Here is a 24,186-nt window from a genome sequence, read left to right as displayed (position 1 = left end):
CCATCTCCTTCATGCCCTCGACGATCTCCGCCGGGTACTCGTCGGCGTGCTCCAGCGCCTGCGCGTGCGGGATGATCTCCTTGTCCACGAACGACCGCACCGTGGACAGAATCTCCTGCTGCACATCCGACAAACCCGCGGTCCGCGCCAAACGAGCCATCAGGATCAGCTCCTCATCGCGGCGATGACGCGAGCGAAATCGCGCATCGCCGGTTCGGGCACCGTGACGTAGCTGACGCCGAACGTCTTCCGGTGCTGGTGAAGGGTTTCCGCGATCTCCGCCGGAGGTCCGGAAAGGACAGTGGGCACCTGCGCCAAGTCGATCTGTTGTGCCTCGAACCGGGGCAGCCGGTCGGCTGCGGACTGGCGGTCGCCGTCGAGGGCAACGGCGTGGACCAGCAGGTTGAGTTCGAGGTCGTCGAAGCGGTGCGGGGCCGCTTGCCGCACGTGGTCCACGCGGGCGGCGAGCGCGTCCCCGCCGAGGAACCGGAGCGTCCCGGGGTGTTGCCCGGGTGCGGCCCCGCTGAACGCGACGATGTCGGCGTGTTCGGCGGCGATCCGCAGGACCCGGTCGCCGTTGCCCGCGACGCACAGCGGCGGCCGCCGGACCGGGCTCGGACGGTGCTCCGGGTCCGCGAGGAGCCGCCCCACCTCCAGCACGGTGCGCTCGAGGTGGTCGACCCGTTCGGACGCGCTGCGCCAGGGAATCCCGGCGCGGTCGAATTCCGCTTTGACGTAGCCGGTTCCGAGCGCGACCTCCAGGCGTCCGTCCACCAGCGCACCGGTGCCGGCGAGATCGCGGGCCAGCAGCGCGGGACGGTAGAACCCGGAGTTGAGCACGAACACCGCGAGCTGGGGCCGGGTGGTGGCTTCGGCCGCCGAGACAAGCGCGGGCAACGGCGCGGGCATGCCCAGGTGGTCGGCGACGGCGATGACGTCGTAGCCGAGGTCTTCGGCTTCGCGGCACCGCGCCCGCCATTTCGTGCGCGAGGACGGCGTGAGCAGGTTGACGCCGAACCGGAACTCCCGTGCGGTCATCCGCGGGTCTTCCGGATCGCGTCGACGGCGTTGTCGCGGTCCGCGGCGACGTAGACAGTCCCGTTGGAGCCGAGCGCGAGACCGCCGGAGCGGGCGTACGGGACGTCGAGGCAGCCGACGTCGAGCCCGGTCGCCAGCACCTCGGTTTTTCCTTGCCGGTTCACCGAAAGCACGCGGTGACCGGTGGCGTCGAGGACGACGGCCGTTCCGTCCGGCCGGACCGCGACGGCCCGCAGTCCGCCGAGCCCGGCAGCTCGTTCGACGACCTTTCCGGCGGCGGGTTCGACCTCGACGAGACGGCCGCGAGCATCGGCGACCAGAACTGTCCCGCGCTTCGCGACCGCAAGACCTGTTGGTGCGCCGAGGTTTTCCGCCAGCGGACGGACGTCCTCGCCGACGACGCGCAGCAGCCTGCCCTTCGCGGGTTCGGAAATCACCAGGCTGCCGTCGGACAGTTCGACGGCGTCCGCGGGATTGTCGAGGCCGTGCACCTCTCGGACAACCTTCCCGTTGCGGCGGTCCACCACCTGGACGGACCCGATCAGCTCCGAGGTGAGCACGAAATGCCCTGCGGTGACGCTGATGCCGGACGGAAACTCCAGCGAGGACGACAGCCGACGCTGGATTTCGTCGACCGCACCGGTGCGCGGGTTCACGGTGCGCAGCGCGGTCGCGTCCGCGATGTAGAGCGTGCGCCCGTCGGAGGCGAGATCTGCGGGGAAAGCCAGTCGGCTGGACGTAATGACCGTGACAGCGCCGGTGTTCAGGTCCACCCGGGAGACGGAACTGTCGGCCATGTTGCTGACATAGGCGTGCCCGTTGGGGTCGATGATCATGTTGTCGTCCGCGGCGGGCAGCATCGCCACGGTGTGCTTGGCGCCGTCCGGGTCGATCCGGGCCAGCTGACCGGTCGCGCCGTCGAGCGCGTAGAGGCGGTTCCGCGGATCGAAACGCACGGACACCGGCTGCCGGAATCCTTGGGCCAGCACCGAAATCGCTCCGGTTCGCGGATCGACCCGGGCTACTTCCCCGTATTTCGATCGCGGCGCGTAGATCATGCCGTCCGGTCCGAAGGCGAACGCGTTGAGCCCGCCCGGATCGCGCACGACGAGGCGGGGCGCGGCCTGGCCGGCGAGGTCGATCTCCCACAGCGCGTCGGCGAAGGTCAGCTGCCCGACGTACAGGTGCTGGCCGGACCGGTCGAACGCGATGGAGTTGACGCCGGGCAGGTCGCGGGCGACGGTGCGGATCCGGCCGTCCGGCGCGCGGCCTTTCACCACGCCGCCGACCGGGTCGGTCCACAGGATTTCGCCGGAGGGGGCCACCGCGAGGTCGTCGGAACGGCCGTCGCGCGGGCCGACGAGGGTGTGGTTCCGTCCGGTGCGCGGGTCCACCGCGGAAATGGTTTCGCTGGCGAGGCTGGCGGTGAGCAGGTCGCCGTTCGGGGCGAGGGCGATGCCGTTCGGCGAGTGCAGCGTGGTGCCGCTGACCAGCCGCTGGACCCGGTAGCGGGTGGCGGCGGCAGCGTCCGGGACAGCGGTCAGGGGCAGGGCAAGCGCGAGGGCGAGCGCGACAGAGCGCAGGCGTCGAACAGGGGGCACGGGTCTTCTCCTCCGCGGTCGGTCCCCGGGGCCGCACGGTGCGGCCCCGGGGCGGCGCTGGGTCAGAGCTGGGCGGCGCTGGCGTAGACGGACTGGAATTCCAGGTAGCTGTCGAGCGCCTCGGGCCCGAGTTCGCGGCCGACGCCGCTGCCCTTCATCCCGCCGAACGGCGCGCCGAGGTCCTGCAGGTAGTAGTTGAGGCCGATGGTCCCGGTCCGCACGCGGCGGGCGAGGGCGAGGCCGCGGTCCTCGTCGGCGGTCCAGACCGAGCCGCCGAGCCCGTATTCGCTGTCGTTGGCGAGGCGGACCGCGTCGTCCTCGTCCTCGTAGGGGGTGATGGTGACGACCGGGCCGAAGATCTCCTCCTGCGCGATCCGCTCGCGGTTGTCCACGTCGGCGAACACCGTCGGCTCGACGAACCAGCCGCGGGACAGCGCGGCGGGACGGCCGCCGCCCGCCACCAACCGGGCGTCGGAGGCGCGGCCCAGTTCGAGGTAGCCGAGAACTCGGTCGAGCTGTGCCTTGCTGGCCATGGGACCGCACGTGACGGCCGGGTCGAGCGGATCGCCCAGCACCATTTCGCGCGCGTACTGCGCGACCGCGTCGACCACCTCGGCGTAGCGCGAGCGCGGGGCGAGAATGCGGGACTGGACGGTGCAGGTCTGGCCGTTGTTCTGGAAGCAGGCGTTGTCGAGACCGGCGACGAAGGTGTCGAGGTCCGCGTCGTCGAGCACGATGGCCGCCGATTTCCCGCCCAGTTCCAGCGTGCATCGGCGGATCAGCCGCCCGCATTCCGCGCCGATGGTCCGGCCCGCGGCGGTGGATCCGGTGAACGCGACCTTGTCCACCAGCGGGTGGGACACCAGCGCGGCACCGGCTTCGCGACCGGCGACCACGATGTTGAGCACGCCCGGCGGCAGCCCGGCTTCCGCGGCGGCGTCGGCGAAAACGTACCCGTCGAGCGCGGTTTCCGGCGACGGCTTGAGCACCACGGTGCAGCCCGCGGCGAGCGCCGGCGCGATCTTCATCATCGCGAGCACCTGCGGGTAGTTCCACGGCGTGATCGCCGCGACCACGCCTACTGGCGCGCGGCGCACGACCGTCGATCCGGACGCGCTCGGCCGGATTTCCTCCAGTTGCGTCGCCTCGATCTGGTCCGCGTACATGGTCAGCAGCCCGGCCGGCGCGTCCCCGTTGAAGGCGTTCGACAGCCCGATCGGCATGCCGTTCTCCCGGCTCACCAGCGTCGCGGTGTCGGTGGCGCGGGCCGCCAAAGCCGCCGCGAACCGGCGCATCGTCGCCGCGCGTTCGGCAGCGGTCATCCGGCCCCAAGGCCCCTCGTCGAGCGCACGACGGGCGGCGCGGACGGCAGCGTCGATGTCGGCGGCGGAGCCCAGCGCGGCGCGGCCCAGCGGTTCCTCGGTGGCGGCTTCCAGGGCGAGATGGGTTTCGTCGCTCTTCGGCTCGGTCCAGACGCCGTCGATGAAGAACCGGGTGCGGTCGAGGGCGATGCTCGAATCGATGGTCAACGTACCTCCTTGTACGGGTTTTCCGGCGCGGCGATGACCCGCCGGTCGTGCAGGCCGCCGAGTTCGGCGGCGGTGAGGCCGAGCACCTCGGCCAGTACGGAATCGGTGTCCGCGCCGAGCGCCGGGCACACTCCGGCGGGACCGCGTTCGCCGGAGAAGCGCAGCGGCGACCGCGCCGTGACGGCCGGGCTGCCGCTGGGCAGCCGCAGGTCGGCGAGCACGTCGTGGGCTTGCTCGCGGTGTTCGGTCACGAGGTCGGCCATCCCGCGGTAACGGCCCCACAGGACCCGGGCGGCGTCGAGTTCCTTGCCGACCTCGCCGAGGTCGCGAGCGGCGAACCACGGCCGCAGGACTGCGGCGATGGTCTCGCGCAGGCGATACCGTTCGGCTTCGTCGCGCAGGTCCGCGTGCAGTGCCTTTTCCAGTGCGGTGAACACTTCCGCGGTCCCGGTCGCCGACTGCAACGCGCGCCATTGGCCGTCGGTGAGCGCCACCACCATCACGCGGGCCTCGTCGCGGCAGGCGAAGTCGACGCCGAAACTGCCGTAAACGTGGTTGCCGTGCCGGGGCCGTTCCCCTTGCCGGTCAGCGGCTTCCGACAGCCAGCCCAGGTTCGCGACCCCGGCGAGAGCCACATCGGACAGCGCCAGTTCCACATAGGACCCTTCGCCGGCGCGGTCGCGGCGGTGCAGCGCGGCGAGCACGCCGGTCGCGACACTCAGCCCGGTGACGAGATCCCACGCGGGCAGCACGTGGTTCACCGGGGCCGCCCAGTCGCCGCTGCCGGTGATCCCCGGCACCCCGACCTCGGCGTTCACCGTGTAGTCGACCGCGGGCCGCCCGTCCGGATATCCCTGGACACGCACGTGAATCACGTCGGCACGGCGGTTCGCCAGCCGCTCGTGAGCCAGCCATGGACGGCCAACTGCGTTGTCGATGAGGATTCCGCGATCGCGGCCGGGAGCGGTGGCCAGGGCGAGGACCAGTTCGCGGCCTTCCGGATTCCGCAGGTCGATCGCGACTGAGCGCTTGCCCTTGTTCAGGGACGCCCAGTAGTAGCTCTCCCCCGTCGGCGCGACCGGCCAGCGGAGGTAATCGCTGCCGCCGCCGATCGGGTCGATGCGGACGACGTCGGCGCCCAGTTGCGCGAGAGTCAGGCCGCCGGTCGGCCCGGCGACGAAGCTCGCGCACTCCACGACATGGGTACCGGCCAACGGTCTAGTCACGACTCTCCTCCAAAAGGAACCAGCACAGCCCGCCCGGTCACCCGGTCGGCGAAAGCGCGCGTCGCGGCTTCGAGCGGGTAAGGAGTCACCACGGGTCGCACCCGGCCCTCCGCGACCAAGGCCAGCGCGTCGGCGAAGGTGCGCATCAGCGTGGACCCCGAGCCGGTGATGACGGCTTCCTTCTCGAACACGAAAGCCGGGTGGACCCGGATCGGCTCCCCGCTGACCTGCCCGGTCAGCACGTACCGGCCCGCATGGGCGAGGGCGCGGAAAGCTTGGCGGAACACGGATTGGCGCCCCGTGTTGTCGAGCACGACGTCGACGCCCAGGCCATCGGTCGCGTCGAGGATGTCCTGCCCTGCGGTGTCTCCGGTGAGCACCACCTGAGCGGCATTCCCCAGTTGCGCGGCCTTGTCCGGGCTCCCGGTGAGCGCGAGCACTCGCGCCCCGAGCGCGGCGGCGACCTGGACGGCGTGCAACCCCAACCCGCCGCCGGCTCCGGTGACCAGGACCGTCTCGCCGGGCTTGACCCGCGCCACCCGGCGGAGAGCTTGCAGTCCGGTGCCGACTGCGCAGGCGACCACCGCGGCCTCGGTCAGCGGCACTCCCGGCGGCACCGGGAGCAGGGCGGATTCCGGCAGGACGGCGTATTCGGCGAACCCGCCGTAGAGGAACGCACGCCGCGGACAGCGCAGTTCGTCGCCGGTCACGCACGGTTCGCAGCGGCCGCAGGTGCCGAACTGCTTCGCAGCGACCCGGTCCCCTGCCGCGAACCGGGTTCCGCCGGCGACGACGGTTCCGGCGATCTCGTGGCCGAGCACCGCGGGCAGCGGAAGGGTCAGCAAACCGGCCCGGTCGGCCTGGTCGTGCCCGCACACCCCGCAGGCCGCGACTTTCACCAGGACCTCGCCGCTGCCGGGTTCCGGACAGTCCACCTCAGCGACCGCCAGTTCTCCCGGAGCGCTCAGGACGACGGCGCGCACGACGCGATCACCTTGCCCGGGTTGAGGATTCCGTGCGGATCGAGCGCGTTCTTGACCGCCGCGTGCATCGCCAGCACCGCCGGGCTGAGTTCCCGGGCGAGCCCGCCGCGTTTGAGCAGGCCGACGCCGTGTTCCCCGGTGACCGTGCCGCCCAGCGCGATCGCCTCGTCGAGGATCTCCTCGAACGCGGCCTCCGCCCGTGCCCTGTCCTCGGCCGGGACGACGAGCACCGGGTGCAGATTGCCGTCCCCGGCGTGCGCGACATTCGCGATCCGCACGGCGTGCCGGGTGCCGATGGCTTCGATCCGCCGCAGCATTTCCGGCACCGCACCGCGGGGTACGCAGACGTCCTCGGTGAGCACCGGACCCAGCCGTTCGAGCGCCGGGTATGCCAGCCGCCGTGCGGCGAACAGCGCCTCGGCTTCGTCCACATCGGACGATGCGGCCGCCCACGTGGCTCCGGCCGCGGTGAAGCAGTCGGTCAGCACCTTCGCCTCGTCCTCGCCGGGCGCGTCGGTGCGGCCGAGCAGCACCGCCTCGGCTTCGGCGGACAGGCCCATGTTCTTCCAGGCGTCCACCGCGGCGAGGGTGTGCCGGTCGATCAGCTCCAGCGCCGACGGCACGACGCCCGACTCGCTGACAGCCGCGACCGCGTCTCCCGCCGCCGACAGGCTGGGGAAATACCCGGCGACCGTGCGTTCAGCGGCCCGTGCGCCGCGCAGCCGCACGGTGACCTCCGTGACGATGCCGAGCGTGCCTTCCGAGCCGACCATCAGCCCGGTGAGGTCGTATCCGGCAACGCCTTTCGCGGTCCGGCGGCCGAGCCGGACCAGTTCCCCGGCCCCGGTGACGACTTCCATCCCGAGCACGTAATCGCGGGTGACGCCGTATTTGACGCAGCACAGCCCGCCGGCGTTGGTCGCGACGTTGCCGCCGATGGTCGACCACGGCGCACTCGCCGGGTCCGGCGGGTACCAGAGGCCGTGTTCCGCGCACGCCGACCGCAACGTTTCGTTCACGACGCCGGGTTCGACCACCGCGAGCCGCTCGGCGGAGTTGATCTCGCGGATGGCGGTCATCCGCTCGGTGGACAACACGATCCCGCCGCCGACCGCGTTCGCGCCGCCGGACAGGCCCGTGCCAGCCCCGCGCGGCACGATCGGCACGCGGTGGCGCAGGCACACCTGCACGGTCTGCTGGATCTCCTCGGCGGTGTGTGCCCGCACGACAGCCAACGGCAGCTCGTGCGGGGCCCAGACCGCCTCGTCGTGGGCGTAGGCGGCGAGTACGTCCGGATCAGTGAGGACCCGGCCAGCGGGCAACGACCGGCGGAGTTCGTTCAGCACGGCGCACCGGCTTTCGCCGCACGGAACTCGTCCATCCGCCGCGCGAGCGTGCTCCGGTATGTCGCGACCGTGCCGAGCTTGACGTCCTCGTAACCGCGCACCAGATCGGGCAAGAGAGCCGTTTCCACTGCCAGGGAATGGTTTTCCGGGTCCAGCCGCTCGGCCAGCTCCCCGACGACCCGTTCGTATTCGGCGATCAGGTCACGCTCCAGCCGCCGGACCGCGGCGCGGCCGAACGGGTCCAGCGGGGTGCCCCGCAATCGCCGTCCCGCCACCAGCACCCGGAAAACCGGCTTGAACCACGGTCCCAGTTCGATCTTGCGGCGCATGCCGAGCGCCTTCAGCACCGGAGGATGCAACCGGTACGCGATGCGGGCGTCAGCGCCGAACCGCGCGCGGACCTGGCGTTCCTGCGCCGGATCCAGCGAAAGGCGCGCGACCTCGTACTCGTCCTTGTAGGCCATGAGCTTGTACAGATTCCGCGCTACCGCCTCGGTCAGCGCCGTCGAACCCGGGATCGCGCTGGACTCGGCACGGCGCACCCGTTCGACCTGCTCCACGTAGCGGCGCGCGTAGGCGACGTTCTGGTACGCGATCAGATCCGGCACCCGGACCCGCAGCAACCGCGCCAGTTCAGCACTCTCCCCGACGGTGGACAGGAGTTCGCGGGCTTCCGGGGTCAACGCGGGTTCCGGTTCGGGTTCTCCGCGCAAACTGGCGAGTACAGCCGTCAGCGCCCCCTGGTCCGCGACCCACTGCCGACCGCGGCGGAACGCCTGCACGTTGGTCTCGACCCGAACCCCGTTGCGGGAGATGGCTTCTTCGATCGCCTCGGCCGGAATCGGCAGCACACCGCGCTGGTAGGCCACCCCCGTCAGCAGGAGGTTGGCGTACTGGTCCTGGCCGAACAACACCTCGGCCATTTCCCGGGCGTCCAGCTCGGTCACGGTTCCGGTCGCTTCGCGGAGCCGGGCGAGCAACGCCGTTTCCTCCGGGAACGTGACGCTGGTATCGGCGACCATCGCCCCAGTCGGGACCTTCGACGTCGAGACCACCGCAGTGGTCCGGCGTGGATCGGCGACGGCGAGGTAGCGCGGGTCCGCAGCGACGAGCACGTCGGCGCCGAGGTAGAGGTCGCATTCGCCGTCGCTCGCCTTGTTCGCGTGCGCGGTGCCGATCTTGACGTCGGAGACCACCGCGCCGCCCTTCTGCGCGAGCCCGGTCTGGTCGAGCGACCGCACCGGCAGTCCGGCGATGTTCGCCGCGGTCGCGAGGATCTGCGACAGCGTGACCACGCCTGAGCCGCCGACCCCGGTCACCCGCACCGTGAAGCGCTCAGCCGAGACCGTTCGCTTCGGCTCCGGAAGCGGTGCCGCCAACGGTTCGGCGAGCGGCCGTTTCCCCGCGCTCTTGCCGGGAAGCACGGTGAGGAACGACGGACAATCCCCTTCCAGGCACGAGAAATCCTTGTTGCAGGACGACTGGTCGATCCGCGTCTTGCGGCCGAACTCGGTGTCGACCGGCTGCACCGAAAGGCAGTTCGACTTCTCCCCGCAGTCGCCGCAGCCCTCGCAGACGCGTTCGTTGATCACCGCGTGCTGCGGCGGTTCCGGGGCGAGCCCGCGCTTGCGCTTGCGGCGCAGTTCGGTCGCGCATTCCTGGTCGTGGATCAGCATCGTCACGCCCGGGACGCGGGCGAGCGTCTCCTGCGCTTCGGCCAGCCGGCCCCGGTGCCAGACCCGGACGCCTCGGCCCAGCCGCACCCGCCGGTACCGTGCCGGTTCCTCGGTGGTGACGATGATCCGGCGCACGCCCTCGGCCCGCATCGCCGCGATGACCTGGGGAACGGTCATGACCCCGGTCGGCTGCTGCCCGCCGGTCATCGCGACGGCCGAGTTGTACAGCAGCTTGTAGGTGATGTTGACCCCGGACGCGACCGCCGCGCGCACCGCCAGGCTGCCGGAGTGGTGGAAGGTGCCGTCGCCGAGGTTCTGCACCAGGTGGTCGTCGCGCACGAACGGGGCCATGCCGACCCATTGCGTGCCCTCGCCGCCCATCTGGGTCAGTCCGGTGATGTCGCCGTAGTCCTCGCGGCCGGTCATCAAAACCAGGCTGTGACACCCGATCCCGGCGCCGACCAGCGAACCCTCCGGCGTCTTCGTGGACGAGTTGTGCGGGCAGCCCGAGCAGAAGTACGGCGTGCGCGCGGCGAGCGGAAGCGCGATCGTCCGTCGCGGAGTCCGCCAGGATTCCACGGACGGGAAGCCGCCGTGCGCACGCAACCGGAGCGCGAGCGCCGCGGCGATGCGGTCCGGATCCAGTTCCCCGTCAGCCGGGACCAGCGCCGTGCCGTCGGGTCCGCGTTTGCCTGTGACTGCGGGAGCGTCCGCGCGGCCGTAGAGCAGGTCCTTGACCGCGGTCTCGATGAAGGAGCGCTTCTCTTCCACGACCACGATTTCGCGCAGTCCCGCCGCGAACCGGGTGACGATTTCGGGCTCGAGCGGGTGCACCATCGCGAGCCGCAGCAACCGGACTCCGCGCCGCTCCAATTCGGACTCGTCCAAGCCCAGGATCTCCAGCGCCTGGCGGAGATCGTGATAGGTCTTGCCCGCGGCGACGATCCCGATCCGGGCGTCGCGACCGCCGACGATCGTGTTCAGCCCGTTGGCCGCGGCGTAGCGACGGGCGAGTTCGAGCCGCGCGCCGTCGCGGCTGCGCTCCAGCCTGCCGAGGTCCGGTTGCAGCATCCGGGCGGTCATCTCGTGGACGAACGGCCGCCCGTCGACCACCGGATCCGGCTGAACAGAACGGAACCGGCCGGGATCGACGCGCACGGTTCCGGTCCCGTCGGCGACGTTGGCGGCGATCTTGAACCCGACCCAGAGCCCGCAGGCGCGCGACATCGCGACCGCGTGCTGCCCGAGATCGAGGACCTCCTGCGGATCGGCCGGGTACAGCGTCGGCATGCCGAGATCGGCCAGCAGCAGTTCGGAACTGCCGGGCACCGTCGAGGATTTCGCGCCCGGGTCGTCGCCGACCAGCGCCAGCGCGCCGCCGAGGCGGTGGGCGCCCATGAGGTTGTTGTGCCGCAAGGCATCCGAAGCGCGGTCGAGGCCCGGGGACTTGCCGTACCAGTAGCCGGTCACGCCGTCGACGCGCCGGTTCTCCGATTTGGCCGCCAGCTGCGCGCCCTGCACCGCGGTGGCGGCCAGTTCCTCGTTGACGCCCGGCTTGAACACGATGTCGTGCTCGGCCAGCAGATCGGCCTGTTTGCCCAGTTCGAGGTCATACCCGCCGAGCGGCGAGCCCTCGTAGCCGGACACGAACGCGGCCGTCCGCAACCCCGCCCGCTGGTCGGCGCGGCGGACCTCGAAGGGCAGCCGGGCCAGCGCCTGGACGCCGGTCAGCTGGAACTGCCCTTCGGCCGCGCGATAACGATCAGTCACGACCGGATTCCTCCCTCTGCCGCCAGTGCCCGAAGCTGGTCCAGCACCGGCTCGACACCCGGCGCGCGGGTCAACGGATGGATCGCCACGTGATCAGCCCCCGCGGCGAGATGCTCGCGAACCCGAGCCGCCACCTGGTGCGCAGCACCGCACACGACCAACTCCTCCACGAGCCGGTCGCTCCCGCCACACGCGAAGTCGTCGTCCCCGAAACCCAAAGCACGCAAGTGGTTCACGTAATTCCGCAGCGCCAGCCGGGTCGCGATGTGCTTCCGCGCCACCTCGCGCGCCCGCGCGACGTCCGCATCGACGACCACAGCCTGTTCCGGAACGAGCAACGGCTCCGGACCGAGACGTTCCCGGGCGGCCGCGGTGTGCGCGGGCGGCACGAAGAACGAGTGCATCCCGGCGGCCCGATCGCGGGCCAGTTCCTGCATCCGGGGTCGCAACGCCGCCAGCACCCGAGGCACCGCACGGTCCGGCCGCGGCCCCTGGTAACGGTCGCCGTCCAGCACATCGAGGTACTCGCGCAACGCCGTCAGCGGCCGGTCATGGCCGCTCCCGCGGCCAGCCTCCGCGTGGCTGGCGCCGAGGCCGAGCACGAACCGTCCGGGGAAAGCCTCGCCGAGAGTCTGGGCCGCGCCTTCGGTGGCGACCGCGTCCCGGGCCCAGATGGTGGCGACTCCGGTGGCCACGGTCAGCCGCGTGGTCGCCGACAGCAGCAGGGCTGCGTTGGTGAAGATTTCCTTGTGCGCCGGGGATTCCCCGATCCACAGCGCTCCGTAGCCGAGCTCCTCGACCACTTGGGCCGCCTTCGCGGCCTCGGCGGCGGGAACCTCCGCCAGGACGGACAGCCACACGCCGACCGGTCCGATCCGGGCCGCCAGTTCACGAGACAGGTTCACGCCCGCTCCCCCGGCCCGAATTCCGGCAGCCACACCCCGTCGCCTACCTCGCGGAACGACACGGCGACCGGTTCGCCGAGCACCGGATCGCCGGAGCCGGTCCACGTCGTCGTCAGGTTCGGGCCGCTGTCGAGCCGGACCTGCACCACGACGTACGGCACGTCGTCGCCCTCGAAGTACCGCTTGTGGAACCGGACCCAGCTGTGCACCCGGCCGGTCCCGGCGTCGGTCGTCCACTCGACGGCACGGCGGAAATCGCGCGGGCACACCGGCGAAGGCGGCCAAAACGCTTCGCCGCACGAGCCGCACACCGGGATGCGGAGTTCGCCGCGAGCCGCGCCGTCGAGGTGTTCGACGTCTTCGGGGTAGCGCAGCGGAAGAGGTCGCGCAGTGGTCATCGTGGTCACCGGTCCTTCGTGAAGACAGTCGAATCGCCGAACGGCGTCGCCCACTGGACGACCTCGCATCCGGCCACCTGGCGGTCCCCGGCCTGGCCGCGGATCTGACGGACCGCCTCGGCCATGTGCCCCCAGCCGCAGAGATGCGCCTCGGACAGCAAGCCGCCCGCGGTGTTGACCGGAAGCTCGCCACCGAGTTCGATGCGGCCGTCCTGCAGCCATTTGAGGGCTTGGCCTTCGCCGGTGAAGCCAAACCGCTCCAGCACAAAGACAACGTTGGGCGAGAAGGCGTCGTAGAGCTGCAGCGAGTCCACGTCGCCCGGCCCGGACAGCCCCGCCATCGCGTAGACCGGATGGTCCTCGACCCGGCGCTCGTCGCCTTGGGTGAACACGCCCAGCCCGGGCGGCGCGAAGATGAACTCGTCCCGGCCTGCGCGCAGGCCCTGCATTCCGGAAACGATCACCGCGGGCTGCCGCAGATCGCGCGCTCGCTCCACAGTGGTCACCAGCAGGCAGGCACCTCCGTCGCTGAGCAGCGCGAAGTCCGGACGGCGCAAGGGTTCCACGATGTACGGCTGCGCGTCATAATCCGCTTGTTCCAACGGCTTGGTCATCTGCGCGTTCGGGTTCAGCCGGGCATGACGACGCATCGCCATCGGCACCGCGGAGATCAGCGCGGGGTCGACGCCGTACCGCTCGCAATACCGGCGGAACGCCATAGCCGCGCCCGCACCGGGCGCGGTCATGCCGTAATGCGGCAGTTCCCCGTGCGAGCCGCCGCCTTGCCGCAGGCCTTCCGCGTCGCCCGCGCCGCCGACCACGCCCAGTCCGGAGAAAGACACTCCGGCCAGGCAAGCGGCCACTTCCGTAGTGCCGAGCGCCACGGCCTGGGCGGCGGCTTGCAGCGCGGGACCGACGAACCGGCCGTGGCTCCAGGTCTGCACGGCAGCGCGGATCCGCAGTCCGAACGCCTCCGCCATCCGGTCGTAATCGATCGACAGCGGATAGCCGACGTTCGTGAACAGCCCGTCCACGTCCCCCGCGCCAAGCCCGGCGTCGTCCAGTCCGAGCTGGAGCGCCTCGGCGGCCAGGTCGAGACCGCTGCGCGCGGATTTCCGGGACAGCTCGGTGATGCCGATCCCGACTATCGCCACCTGGCGTACCGGTCCTAGCGGCATGGTCTTTCCTTTCTCGAAGCGTCAGAGAATCGCGTGCGCGTTGGCGGGGCTGCCGACGCCGCGCGGCAGCGGCAGCACGCCGGAGACGAGGAGGAACTCGTGGCTCCCCCGCTCCGCGCACGCCCGCGCGAGCCGGTCCAGCAGCCACAGCTCGCCCAGCGGCATGCCCTGCAACGCGATCAGCCTGCGGTGCAGGAAACCCTTGGCGCGGTTCACCGGGAAGACCTCGACGCCGACGTTGTCCATCGCGACCGCGGCGAACTCCCGGTCCCAGAGGTACCCGGCCATGCCCTTCGCCGACTCCAGCCCGGGGCAGGCGAAACCCGAGCCGATCGTCCCGCGCAGCGCGGCCCGCTCCCGCGCCGGCAGCTGCCGGTACCACTCCGTCCATCCGGTGCGGACCACGAGGATGTCCCCGGATTCGAAGACGGTTCCCTGCGCGGCGGCGACCTCGTCGAGCAGCGCGGCGGTGATCTCCACCGGCTCGTCCGGGGCGAGCGGCGCGCCTTGCGCCGCCAGGTGCCCGGCGACGTCGACCAGCACCCCGCGTCCGCCGAAGCCGTGCTCCGCCCACCGGTCGACCCCCAGCACCTCGCTGCTCGTCAGGTCGGCTTCGCTCCGGCCGCCCCAATACCCGTGCCGCCCGGCGTTGATGTGCCGCAGCCCGTCCCACTGCGAGGAACCCTGCAGGTAGAACCCGTCCAGCCGGTCGTCGTGCCCGGCCGCGGTGTCATCCACGACGTGCCGGAACAGCTCGCGTTCCTCGAACAGCCCGGGATCGGGCTCGTTCAACGGCAGGGTCAACGAGATCATCCGCCCGCTGCGCACCGTCTTCGCCGCGGCGATCCGCTGCTGCGGGCCGATCAGGTTGAGCGTGCCGATTTCGTCCGCGCGCCCCCATACGTCCCACGCGTGGTGCTCGTCCCGGTCCGGCAGCGTCGGCAGGTCCGCGAACGCCGGGGTGCGCCGCCCGGTCATCCCGCCGCCTCCAGCATCTCGCGCAGCTTGAGCTTGCTGACCTTGCCGGTGTGCGTCTGCGGCACCGCGGCGGAATCCAGCACCACGACCCGGGAAGGGACCTTGTAGCTCGCGGCCCGGGACCGGACGTACTCCCGCAGCCTGCTCGCCAGTTCGGTCCCGTCGGCGCCGCTGCGCTCGTCCGCGACGACGACGCAGGCCATCTCCTGGTCACCGTCCGGAGTGGACAGTCCGAAGACGTACGCCTGATCGACCTCGGCGTGCTCGCCGAGGATGCCCTCGATCTCCACCGGCGCGACGTTGATGCCCTTGATCTTGAGCATTTCCTTCCACCGGCCGCCGAACGACAGCCGCCCGTCCGCGTCGAGCGACCCGAGGTCGCCGGTGCGGAACCAGCCGTCGGGGGAATGCGTGCCGCCGCCGACGTCGGACCCGCTGAGGTAGCCGTCGATCACGCAGCCCCGGATCTCGATCTCGCCGGTGGCGCCGGGCGGGCACTCCGCACCGGACTTGTCCACGATGCGGATCTCCTGGGTCGGCAGCCGCCTGCCCTGGGTGTGCAGCTTGACTTCCGGCAGGTCGCTCGCGTCGGTCATGGTCACGAAGCCGTAGGACTCGGTCAGCCCGTAGGCGCTGCACGCCTCGGTGATGCCGAGCCCTTCGATGGCCAGGCGTTTGTCCTCGGCGTTGAACCCGACCGGTCCGGTGCGCAGGGAGGAAATGTCCCGGCTGCCGAAGCTCGGCGCGGCCAGCAGCGCCCGGACCGCCGTCGCGAGTCCATAGGAGACAGTGCACCGTTCGCGCTCGATGAAGGCCAGCGACGCGTCGCCGTCGACCTTTACCTCGACGCACAACGTGAGGCCGTGGCTCAACGCGACCGGAAGCGCGTTGCAGGCCCCGTAGCCGAAGAACAACGGCATCGCGAACCACAGCCGGTCGCCCGGCCCGACGTGCATTCGCTCGCCCATCTCGTACCCGTTGCGCAGCAGCTTGCCGTGTTCCAGCGGCACCGCTTTCGGCAACGCCGTGCTGCCGCTGGTGTAGAGGATCATCGCGAGGTCGTCCGGTCCCGCGCTGCGCTCCGGAGCCGGGGCGGGCTCGAGCCCGGACGGGAACGGCTCGGCGGACGACCAGAACACCGCGCCCAGATAACCGTCCGTGCGGGCTCCGGGCTCGAAGGCCTCGCCGTGCCCGGCCGCGGTGAGCTCAGCGAGCATGTCCTTGCCGAACACCTGCTGTTCGGTGACCACCAGCCGCAGGTCGGCGGTGCCGACCAGATGCGCCAGCTCCGCCGACCGGTACCAGGTGTTGACCGGCACCGCGACCAGCCCGGCCCGCTGGACGCCGAGCATCGCGACCAGCCAGCGCAGCCCGTTCGGCAGCAGGATCCCCACCCGCTCCCCCGGCCGCAGCCCCACCGCGCGGAACGCGCCTGCCAGGTCGTCGCAACGCTGGGCGAACTCGGCGAAGGTCAGCCGCCCCTCGGGCGCGACCACCGCCTCCTCGTCGGGAAACAGCTTCGCCAGCGCCGCCAGCGCGTCCGGGAAAGTGTCCGGGGCAACCACGTCGTTCCGCCTTTCGTTGTGGCTCGTCATCGGGCGTCCGGGTGCACGACCACGTCCGCGCGCAGCAGCGTTCCGGTGTCCGGGTCGGCGTACTCCGCGAGTTCGACCCCCGGCCTCGGCTGGCACCACTGGCCGCGTTCGGCCAGCCGTTCGTGCGCCGGGCTTCGGCGCACCGCCAAGCCGTCTTCCCGGTGCCATTCCCGCCTGCTGGCACGGATTCGGTCCCGCTCGCGACTGGTCTCGGCAAGGTCCGGGCCGCCCGCCGCGTCGAGCACGACGCCGTAGGAAACCCGCGCCGCGTCGGCCGTCACCACGCCCGAGCGCACATCCGCCGCGACCAGGTCCGGATCGCGTTCCAGCGGATCGCCGTAGCCGCCACCGCCGCCGACCCGCAGCACCACCACGTCGCCAGCACCGACCGAAAGCCCGAACTGCTTTCCCTGCAACGGTTTCGGCGCGGCAGGGAGATCCTCGACGGCGCGCGGGACCTCGCCCCGGGCGAACGCCTCGTCTGCCTGGGCGCCGGAGACCAGCGCCGAACCGCTCGTGGATCCGGGGTAGCCGCCGAAGACCCCGCACGGCGGAACCTGCCAGCAGGCCGCCATGACGTGCTCCTGTCCGCCCGGCGTGTACCACGGCGTGAACGCGAGGTCGATGCCCGCGCCGCCCCGGGTCCGGCCCGGTCCGCCGGAGTTCGGGTTCAGCTTGCGCCACAGGTACAGCACCGGATAGGCGAGTTCGTTGATCTCGATGTCCGGAATGCTGTTCTGCGGCTGGGCGAGCACGCCGCTGACGTCCATGCCGTCCGCGATCGCCTGCGCGCCCGCTCCGCTGCCGCCGCCGTTCATGTCCGGGAACGGCACCAGCCGGCCGGATTCGTCGGGAGCGTAGAAGAAACTGGCGCTCCACGAGTCCTGCCACGGCGCCGTCACGTGCTCGCGGACGAAGGCGTTCTCGCTGCCCGCCTGGAGATCGGCGAGCAGCCTGGTGACCACCTTCCCGATCCGGAACCCGGTCTCGATGTGCCCGGCCCCCATCGGCGCGGGCTGGCGCGCGTCGCAGATCGTGCCCGGCCGGGTCACCACCTCGATCGGGCGCAGCGTGCCCTGGTTGATCGGCAGATCCGGCAGCAGGGTGATCAGCAGCGGGGACACAACCGCGCCCAGGGTGGTCGCCGCGCTGACGTTGATGAAGCCGTCGGTCTGCGGCGCGGACTCGGTCAGGTCGAACCGCAGCGCGTCCTCGCTGACGGTGAGCGTGCAGCGGATCGGGTACAGCTCGTCGGCGTGCCCGTTGTGCTCGGCGAATTCCTCGGCGGTGAACGTGCCCTTCGGCAGATCCGCGATCCTGCGCCGGACGGCCTGCTCGGCCAGGTCCTTGGCGGCCTCGACATACCGGCGGAAAGTGTCCGCGCCGTACTGCTCGACGAGCGCCCGCAGCCGCTCGTCGCAGCGGTGGCAGGCGGCGATGAAGCACCGGATGTCGTTGAGCACCAGCTCCGGCACCCGGATGTTCGTCTCGATGATCCGCCACACGTCCTCGACCGGACGCCCCTGGTCGACGATCTTGACCCCGGGCAGCCGCAGCGCTTCGCCGTAGACCTCGGTGGCCGTCGGGTCCATCCCGCCGGGCGCGGCGCCGCCGAAGTCGTTGACGTGCGCCTCGGCCCAGCACCACGCCACCAGTTGCTCGCCGAAGAAGATCGGCCGCACCACGCCGACGTCGACGGCGTGCGCGTTGCCGGTGGTGAACGGGTCGTTGCAGAGGAACATGTCCCCGGGCCGGATCTCCTGCCTCGGATAGGTGGCGAGGATGTGCCGGACCGCTTGGCGGGCCGCGCCAAGGTACATCGTGATGTAGCCGGCGTAGCTGATGATGTCGCCCTCGGCGTCGGCGATGAAGGTGGAGAAGTCCACCGCCTCCGCGATCGCGGGGCTGCCGGAGGCGCGCATCATCACCACGCCCATTTCCGCGGCGACGTTGTCCAGTTCCTTGGCCAGAATTTCGACGTCGACCGGGTCGAGCCCGGTCGCGCTGGCGGGGGTCATGCGGTTTCCTCCCCGGTGGTCCGGTCTTTGTCGGTCAGCAGGTAGTTGCCCCAGCCGTCCACGGTCAGTTCCCAGCCCTCGGGCAGCGCGACGGTGGTCAGCGAGTGCTCGATCAGCGCCGGGCCGGAAATCCTGGCCCCGGCGGTGATCCGCCGCGCGTCGTAAACGTCCGCTTCGGACTCCCCGGCACGCTGGATCCGCCTCCGGCCGACCGGCTCGACCCTGTCGTCGACCAGTTCTTGCTTCGCCGGCTCGAAGAAATCGACGCGACCGGTCGCGGTGACCCGCACCGACATCAGCACCACCGGACTGCCCACCCAAGCCGTGCCCTCGCCGTACTCCTGTTCGTAGCGCGCGGCGAACCCGTCCTGGATCGCGACCAGGTCCGCTTCGCCGAAATCGTCGCGCCGCGGGATCGGCACCCGCAGTTCCCATTGCTGGCCAAGGAACTTGAAGTCACCCTCCCAGCGGACATCGATCCGGTCGTCCGAATAACCCGCGGTGTGCAACGCCTCGACCAGTTCCGCGTCAAGCTCTTTCAGCGCGGCGTGCACCGCCTCGGCCCCGCCGCCCTGCCACATCACCGAGCGCGCGCGGGTGCGCACGTCGTCGCTGGAGAGCAGCCCGCGCGCGGAGAACACCGCGGCTTCGGCCGGAATCACGATCTGCCGGATGCCGACCGAACGAGCGATGTCCGCGGCGAACAGACCGAGCGCGCCGCCGAAAGCCACCATCGCGAACCGGCGCGGGTCGTGTCCGCGCTCCACCGTCACGGCGCGGACCGCGTTGCCCATGTCCGCGACCACCATCCGGTGCACCGCCGCCGCGGCCTGAACCGCGTCCACGCCCAGCGGTTTCCCGATCTCGCGGGCGAGGGCTTCGCTGGCGCTGTCCGTGTCGAGTGCCCGACGACCGTCCAAAAAGGACCCGGAATCCAGCAGCCCGAGCACCGCCGACGCGTCGGTCACCGTCGGACGGGTGCCGCCTTTGCCGTAGCAGATCGGACCCGGCTCGGCACCCGCGCTGTGCGGTCCGACCTGCGGGACTCCGCGCGAATCCAGCCACGCGATGCTGCCGCCGCCGGTGCCGATGGGCAGCACGTCGATCTTGGACAGCGCGGTCAGGAACCGCTCCCCCAGCATCACCCGCCGGGTCACGTTCGGGGTCGCGTCGCGCAGCACGGAAACGTCGAACGACGTGCCGCCCATGTCCGCGGTGACGATGTCCTTGAGACCGAGCCGGTCGGCCAGCGCCCGCGCCCCTATCACGCCGCCGGCCGGTCCGGAGTCGATGAGCGTGATCGGCCGCTGCCGGGCTTCCGCCGCGCTCGACGTGCCGCCGAAGCCCTGCATGAACGCGACCGGTTCGCGCAGCCCGCGCGCCGCCAGCTCGCGCTCGATCCGCTCGGTGTACTCGGCGACCCGGATCCCGGTGAACGCGTTGAGCACCGTGGTCATCGTCCGCTCGTACTCCCGGATGACCGGGTGCAGCCGTGACGCGACGCTCAAGAACAGCTCCGGATGCTCGGCTTCGACGATCGAGGCGAGCAGTTCCTCATGTTCCGGGTTCGCGAAGCCCCACAACAGGGACACGGCGATCGACTCGACGCCCTTGGCCGCCAGCGCTTCCACGGCCTCGCGCGCCCGACGCTCGGTGAGCGGAACGACGACCCGGCCCTTGCGGTCGATCCGCTCGGGCACCTCGAGCACGTTCTCGCGGGCGACGATCTGCGGAAGGCTGAGCTGCTTGTGGTGATCGCGGTGCGCGTTGCGGGCCGAACGCGCGATCAGCAGGTTGTCGCCGAAGCCCTGCGTGGTGATCAGCCCGACCTTCGCGCCGCGCAATTCGGCGACCGCGTTCGTCACCACGGTCGTGCCGTTCACGAACCGCGTAGTCGCGGCGAGCAGCTCAGTCAGCGGCAGCCCGACGCGGGCGGCGAGATTCTCCAGCGCGGCAAGCAATCCCGCGGCGAGGTCGTCCGGGACGGTGTCGGACTTGTCCGCATAGGACTGTCCGTCCGAGGCGAGCGCGACGACGTCGGTGAACGTACCGCCGATGTCGCACCCGATCTGAAACGTGACTTCGGAACGCAACGTCATTGTCCTTCCGTGGAACGGCTCCCGGCCTGCGAGCCAGATTAGACACGACATAGTGTCGAGTCAAGCAACAACTTGTCGATTCAGCGCAGATGCGCGACGAACTCCGCGGAATCGGTGCCGGAGAAGGGTTCCCGGACGGCCCGCAGGACCGTGTCGACCCCCGCGCCCAGCACCGGTTCCGCGCAGGAGCGGAACTTCCCGGTCACGGACACCGGAACCTGCGCCCGGCTTTCCGCGGACACGACGCGTCCGTCGGCGAGCCGGACTGCCACTCGCGCGTCCCGGCTCGCCGGAAAAGCCGCGTCCGCAACAGGATCCACGGCTACCGAGATCCGCGCCGCCAGCTTCGCCAGCCGCGGATCGAGCGCTCCGGCATAGCGGTCCGGACGGATCGCGCCGTCGGTCAACGCGGCCGCCACCGCGAACTGCAGGCTCATCTGCCGGGAAATCGGCGCCGCCAAGGCAGTCGCGTTGTCACAGCCCGGATAGCGTGCCGCCACGCCGGACGTGTACACCGTGGCTTCGACGACCTGCTCGGGGTCGATTCCTTGTCCGGAAAGGACGATGGCCGCGTCGATCGGTTCCTGGGTCAACGCACACGACGGGTACGCCTTGAAAAACGTCTGCGAGATCGCCATCCGGTCCAGCCGGACGTCCGGCGGCCCGGCTTCGTCCCGTGCACCGCCGAACGCCTGGCGCAGGCCGAAAATCCCGTCCACCGCCGACGCCGCGCCGGTCGCGCCTTCCTGGGCGAGCAGCGCGGCGACGACGCCTGCCCGCGACGCTCCGGCATTCTGGAAGAACACCTCGGCGGTCCCGTCGTGCGCCCACTGGCACAGGCCCGCAGCGGAGCTGGCAGCAATCCCGAACGCGTGCGCGGCGGCCGCTGGACTGAGCCCCAGCAAATGCGCCGCCGCAGCCGCGGCGCCAAAGGGACCGAAGACACTGCTGGCCCGCCATCCGCGTACGCCGAACTCCTCGGTCAGCACCGCGGCCGAAACCTGCGCGATGGCCTCGTAGCCGAGGACGATCGCCCGCAGCAGCGCGGGCAACGGCGAGCGCAGCCGTTCCCCGATCGCCAGCGCCGCCGGAAGCACCACCGTCCCGGGATGCACCCGGCTTTCGGCATGCGTGTCCTCGTGCAGCAACGCATGGCAGGCAACGGAATTCGCGAACACCGCGTCCGCGAGCCCTGTCCTTCGACCGCCGGTCGCCCAGATCGTGGCATCGTCGCCGCTGCCCGCGATCGCGCTGGCCTGCCTGGCCCACGGCAGGTCGCGTCCGCCGTAGGCGCAGGCCAGCGCGTCGAGAAGACAGGTGCCGGCTTGGTCGATCAGCTCGCCGGAGATCCTCGGGGCCGCGGTGTCGAGTTGCTCAGCGAGATCGGTGAGCAACACGGGTCACACCCCTTCGGGAGACCGCTCGCTGACCGTCGGAGCTGGCTCCGCATCCTCCACCCGCTTGGTCGCCCGCCGCACGAACAACGCCGCGATCAAGCTCAACAGCGCACCGAACATGAGGAACAGCGCGGGTGCACGGTTGTCCCCGGTGACTTGCACCAGCGTCTGGCTGACATACAGCGCCGGACCGCCCAGCAACGTCGCCGCCAACGCGAACCCGACCGCGAACACGGTTGCGCGCACCCGGGCGGGAAGAACCTCCACATAGGACGCCGGAGCCACCGACGTGTACAACGCGGGCAGGACGCCGAGCAGGACCGTCATCCCGATGGCCGCGCCCAGGCTTTTCGCCGAGGAGAGCCCGATGAACAGCGGATAGGCCAGCACGAAGGCGCCCGCGGACAGCCCGAGCAGCATCGGCCACCGGCCCCACCGATCCGACAGCGGCCCGCCCAACGCGACCAGCACCACCGCCACCGCGATGCTGATCACCGTCGCCAGAGTGGCCTGCGACTGCGAGAACCCGAGCCGGATCAGGTACGTCTGCGCGTAGGTGAAGGCGACGTAGTAGCCGACCTGCTGGAACGCGGCGATGCCGAAGATCAGCACGATCAGCCGCCAGTGCGCGGTGAACGACTCCTTGACCGGCGAGGCGGGCACTTGCGTGCGGTGCTCCAACGCCCGGAACTCCGGGGATTCGTCGAGCTGCGAACGGATGTAGAGCCCGACCAGGCCCAGCGGCAGGGCCAGCAGGAACGGGATCCGCCAGCCCCAGCTCGCCATCGCCGCGGGCGTCAGCAGGGTACTCAGCAACAGCACCGCGCCCGCGGCCAGCAGCAGACTCGCCACGCTCCCCATCTGCACCCGGCTGGTCATCGCGCCGCGCTTGCCGCGCGGGGTGAACTCGGCGGCGTAAGTCATGGCCGTGCCGTACTCGCCACCCGCGGCGAGCCCCTGCAGCAACCGGAACAGCACCAGCAGAATCGGCGCCCAGACACCGATCGACGCCACCGGCGGCAGCACGCCGATCGCCGCCGTGCTGCCCGCCATCAACGCGACCGTGGCCACCAGCGCGGGCTTGCGCCCGATCCGGTCCGCGATCGAGCCGAACAGCAGCGAACCCAGCGGCCGCACCACGAAGGCGACCCCGAACACCGCGAAGGCCGACAGCAACGCGACGCCCGGCTGTTGCGCGGGGAAGAACAGTTTCGAAAGCACGACCGTCAGAAAGCCGTAGACCGCGTAATCGTAGGTCTCGACGGTATTGCCGATGGCGGACGCGAAAACCACGCGCCGCATCAGCGCCGGAGACGGAGCGGCGACGCCAGGACTGGAGGACATAGGGGACGCTCCCGAGTCGTCGTTGACAGGTGGGCGAAGACCGGCGTCTTCCCTGTCGACGCCTCGACACCAGGCGGGCAGGCCGCACAGGGCTGCGGCCGTCCTCGCCTGACCTGCGCGTTCACTGGCGGCGCAGGTGTCCCCGGAAGAATAAGGACGACACTGTGTCGAGTCAAGCGTCAAGCTGTTGATCTAGCCTCGGTTCAGTCGCGCTCCAGCCCCAGCGCGTCGACCCACAGCCCGGTCACCACGTCGAGCAGCCGCGCCCGCTCGATGACGAACACCTTCTGCACGATCGCGCGGAAACACACCTGGTCGAGCTGCACCATCAGCAGTTCGACCCGCAGCCGCCGCTCCTCGCGCCGGGCCTCCGGGAACTGGACGAGATACTCCTCCAGCCCGCCGGCCAGCTGGTCGATCTGGTCCTTCCACCGGGCCGCGACCTCGAGATCGCTGGCCATCGCCTCGTGGATCGCGGGCAGCAGCGCCGCCTGGCTCTCCCACCAGGACAGCGCCCCGTCGAGCCAGGCGCGCACGCTCGCCGCTTTGCCCTCGGCGAGCGCCCGTCCGAGCAGCGACCAGTACTGCGCGCTCTGGTCCTCGCGGACCGCGCGGTAGACCTCGGTGAACACCTCGGCCTTGTTGGTGAAGTGCAGGTAGAACGTCGCGCGGTTGACCTTCGCCGCCTTGGCGATGTCGCCGATCGACGCCTGTCCGTAGCCCCGCTCCTCAAACACCTGCCGCGCCGCGGTGACGATCCGCTGCCGCGTCATCCTCCGCTGCTCCTCGCGCACCGAAAGCAGCTCCGTCGATTCATTCGACACGTTGTCGCCCACGCGCAGATGGTAACGCCGGGAGCTTTCCGGGAAGGTCAGCCGTCTCCGATGCGTGGCTGGCGCACAGGACCGCCGCACTCCCGGCGACGATGACCCACAGCCGGGTCAGCAGCAAGAAGGCGCGATCCAGCGGGACGGCTGTCACCTGCTCTAGAGCGCGTACTCCGACGACGAGAACAGTGGGTCCCAACGAACAGGCATTCCGTCAGCCACGTCCACATGGCTTGTCAGCCAGCCATTTTCACGGCGAACTGCGCGGTTACGGTCGC

18 protein-coding genes are annotated in these 24,186 nt (G+C 70.8%); all 18 read right to left on the bottom strand.

Annotated elements, in window-relative coordinates:
* Nucleotides 1-160: acyl-CoA dehydrogenase family protein (locus tag D0D37_RS13750; protein WP_162834226.1), on the bottom strand; the 160-nt coding region annotated here is incomplete at its 3' end.
* A 5-nt stretch (nucleotides 161-165) separates the two neighbouring features.
* Complete coding sequence (locus D0D37_RS13745) at nucleotides 166-1,038, bottom strand: TIGR03621 family F420-dependent LLM class oxidoreductase (RefSeq protein WP_116200909.1); 873 nt, start codon at nucleotides 1,036-1,038, stop codon at nucleotides 166-168.
* The gene (locus D0D37_RS13740) at nucleotides 1,035-2,639 is read right to left on the bottom strand and encodes a DUF6923 family protein (RefSeq protein ID WP_116200908.1); all 1,605 of its coding nucleotides are present in this window, start codon (nucleotides 2,637-2,639) and stop codon (nucleotides 1,035-1,037) included. The genes D0D37_RS13745 and D0D37_RS13740 overlap by 4 nt, the downstream gene beginning before the upstream one ends.
* A 62-nt stretch (nucleotides 2,640-2,701) precedes the next feature.
* Nucleotides 2,702-4,162: an aldehyde dehydrogenase gene (locus D0D37_RS13735; RefSeq protein ID WP_208719934.1), complete on the bottom strand. Its 1,461-nt coding sequence runs from the start codon at nucleotides 4,160-4,162 to the stop codon at nucleotides 2,702-2,704.
* Nucleotides 4,163-4,164: 2 nt separating this feature from the next.
* Nucleotides 4,165-5,394, bottom strand: coding sequence for a CoA transferase (locus D0D37_RS13730; RefSeq protein ID WP_116200906.1), 1,230 nt, complete (start codon nucleotides 5,392-5,394; stop codon nucleotides 4,165-4,167).
* Nucleotides 5,391-6,377 carry an alcohol dehydrogenase catalytic domain-containing protein gene (locus D0D37_RS13725; RefSeq protein WP_116200905.1) on the bottom strand — a complete coding sequence of 329 codons (987 nt, stop codon included), beginning with the start codon at nucleotides 6,375-6,377 and terminating at the stop codon, nucleotides 5,391-5,393. Before D0D37_RS13725 ends, D0D37_RS13730 begins: the two co-directional genes overlap by 4 nt.
* A complete protein-coding gene (locus D0D37_RS13720; protein WP_116200904.1) occupies nucleotides 6,359-7,723 on the bottom strand; it encodes an FAD-binding oxidoreductase in 1,365 nt (454 codons plus the stop codon). Before D0D37_RS13720 ends, D0D37_RS13725 begins: the two co-directional genes overlap by 19 nt.
* Entirely contained in the window at nucleotides 7,717-11,169 is a 3,453-nt protein-coding gene (locus D0D37_RS13715) for an indolepyruvate ferredoxin oxidoreductase family protein (RefSeq protein ID WP_116200903.1), read from the bottom strand. Before D0D37_RS13715 ends, D0D37_RS13720 begins: the two co-directional genes overlap by 7 nt.
* Complete coding sequence (locus D0D37_RS13710) at nucleotides 11,166-12,074, bottom strand: TIGR03620 family F420-dependent LLM class oxidoreductase (RefSeq protein ID WP_116200902.1); 909 nt, start codon at nucleotides 12,072-12,074, stop codon at nucleotides 11,166-11,168. Before D0D37_RS13710 ends, D0D37_RS13715 begins: the two co-directional genes overlap by 4 nt.
* Nucleotides 12,071-12,472, bottom strand: a complete 402-nt coding sequence (locus tag D0D37_RS46580) for a Zn-ribbon domain-containing OB-fold protein (protein WP_162834225.1) — start codon at nucleotides 12,470-12,472, stop codon at nucleotides 12,071-12,073. Before D0D37_RS46580 ends, D0D37_RS13710 begins: the two co-directional genes overlap by 4 nt.
* 5 nt (nucleotides 12,473-12,477) lie before the next feature.
* Nucleotides 12,478-13,650, bottom strand: a complete 1,173-nt coding sequence (locus D0D37_RS46575) for a thiolase family protein (protein ID WP_162834224.1) — start codon at nucleotides 13,648-13,650, stop codon at nucleotides 12,478-12,480.
* A gap of 21 nt (nucleotides 13,651-13,671) precedes the next feature.
* The gene (locus tag D0D37_RS13700) at nucleotides 13,672-14,628 is read right to left on the bottom strand and encodes a cyclase family protein (RefSeq protein ID WP_116200900.1); all 957 of its coding nucleotides are present in this window, start codon (nucleotides 14,626-14,628) and stop codon (nucleotides 13,672-13,674) included.
* The gene (locus D0D37_RS13695; RefSeq protein WP_116200899.1) at nucleotides 14,625-16,223 is read right to left on the bottom strand and encodes a class I adenylate-forming enzyme family protein; all 1,599 of its coding nucleotides are present in this window, start codon (nucleotides 16,221-16,223) and stop codon (nucleotides 14,625-14,627) included. Before D0D37_RS13695 ends, D0D37_RS13700 begins: the two co-directional genes overlap by 4 nt.
* Nucleotides 16,220-18,241: a hydantoinase B/oxoprolinase family protein gene (locus D0D37_RS13690; protein ID WP_162834223.1), complete on the bottom strand. Its 2,022-nt coding sequence runs from the start codon at nucleotides 18,239-18,241 to the stop codon at nucleotides 16,220-16,222. Before D0D37_RS13690 ends, D0D37_RS13695 begins: the two co-directional genes overlap by 4 nt.
* The gene (locus tag D0D37_RS13685) at nucleotides 18,238-20,340 is read right to left on the bottom strand and encodes a hydantoinase/oxoprolinase family protein (RefSeq protein ID WP_162834222.1); all 2,103 of its coding nucleotides are present in this window, start codon (nucleotides 20,338-20,340) and stop codon (nucleotides 18,238-18,240) included. Before D0D37_RS13685 ends, D0D37_RS13690 begins: the two co-directional genes overlap by 4 nt.
* An 80-nt stretch (nucleotides 20,341-20,420) precedes the next feature.
* A complete protein-coding gene (locus tag D0D37_RS13680) occupies nucleotides 20,421-21,737 on the bottom strand; it encodes an MmgE/PrpD family protein (RefSeq protein ID WP_116200897.1) in 1,317 nt (438 codons plus the stop codon).
* 3 nt (nucleotides 21,738-21,740) lie between these two features.
* Nucleotides 21,741-23,081 (bottom strand): MFS transporter, encoded by a 1,341-nt coding sequence (locus D0D37_RS13675; protein ID WP_208719932.1) that lies wholly within the window; start codon nucleotides 23,079-23,081, stop codon nucleotides 21,741-21,743.
* Between the two features lie 203 nt (nucleotides 23,082-23,284).
* The gene (locus D0D37_RS13670) at nucleotides 23,285-23,917 is read right to left on the bottom strand and encodes a TetR/AcrR family transcriptional regulator (RefSeq protein WP_116200896.1); all 633 of its coding nucleotides are present in this window, start codon (nucleotides 23,915-23,917) and stop codon (nucleotides 23,285-23,287) included.
* Nucleotides 23,918-24,186: the final 269 nt, after the last annotated feature.

This window comes from Amycolatopsis circi (genome assembly GCF_003385235.1).
Taxonomy (GTDB): Bacteria; Actinomycetota; Actinomycetes; order Mycobacteriales; family Pseudonocardiaceae; genus Amycolatopsis; species Amycolatopsis circi.
Note: the sequence above shows the minus strand (reverse complement) of the source record. Positions and strands in the feature narration are given on the sequence as shown.

Bases quoted from the DNA above. Each gene is read 5' to 3' on its own strand.
- D0D37_RS13685 (WP_162834222.1), bottom strand. From the start codon at position 20,340: ATGACGTTGCGTTCCGAAGTCACGTTTCAGATCGGGTGCGACATCGGC.
- D0D37_RS13675 (WP_208719932.1), bottom strand. From the start codon at position 23,081: ATGTCCTCCAGTCCTGGCGTCGCCGCTCCGTCTCCGGCGCTGATGCGG.
- D0D37_RS13690 (WP_162834223.1), bottom strand. From the start codon at position 18,241: ATGACCCCCGCCAGCGCGACCGGGCTCGACCCGGTCGACGTCGAAATT.
- D0D37_RS13695 (WP_116200899.1), bottom strand. From the start codon at position 16,223: ATGACGAGCCACAACGAAAGGCGGAACGACGTGGTTGCCCCGGACACT.
- D0D37_RS46575 (WP_162834224.1), bottom strand. From the start codon at position 13,650: ATGCCGCTAGGACCGGTACGCCAGGTGGCGATAGTCGGGATCGGCATC.
- D0D37_RS46580 (WP_162834225.1), bottom strand. From the start codon at position 12,472: ATGACCACTGCGCGACCTCTTCCGCTGCGCTACCCCGAAGACGTCGAA.
- D0D37_RS13745 (WP_116200909.1), bottom strand. From the start codon at position 1,038: ATGACCGCACGGGAGTTCCGGTTCGGCGTCAACCTGCTCACGCCGTCC.
- D0D37_RS13700 (WP_116200900.1), bottom strand. From the start codon at position 14,628: ATGACCGGGCGGCGCACCCCGGCGTTCGCGGACCTGCCGACGCTGCCG.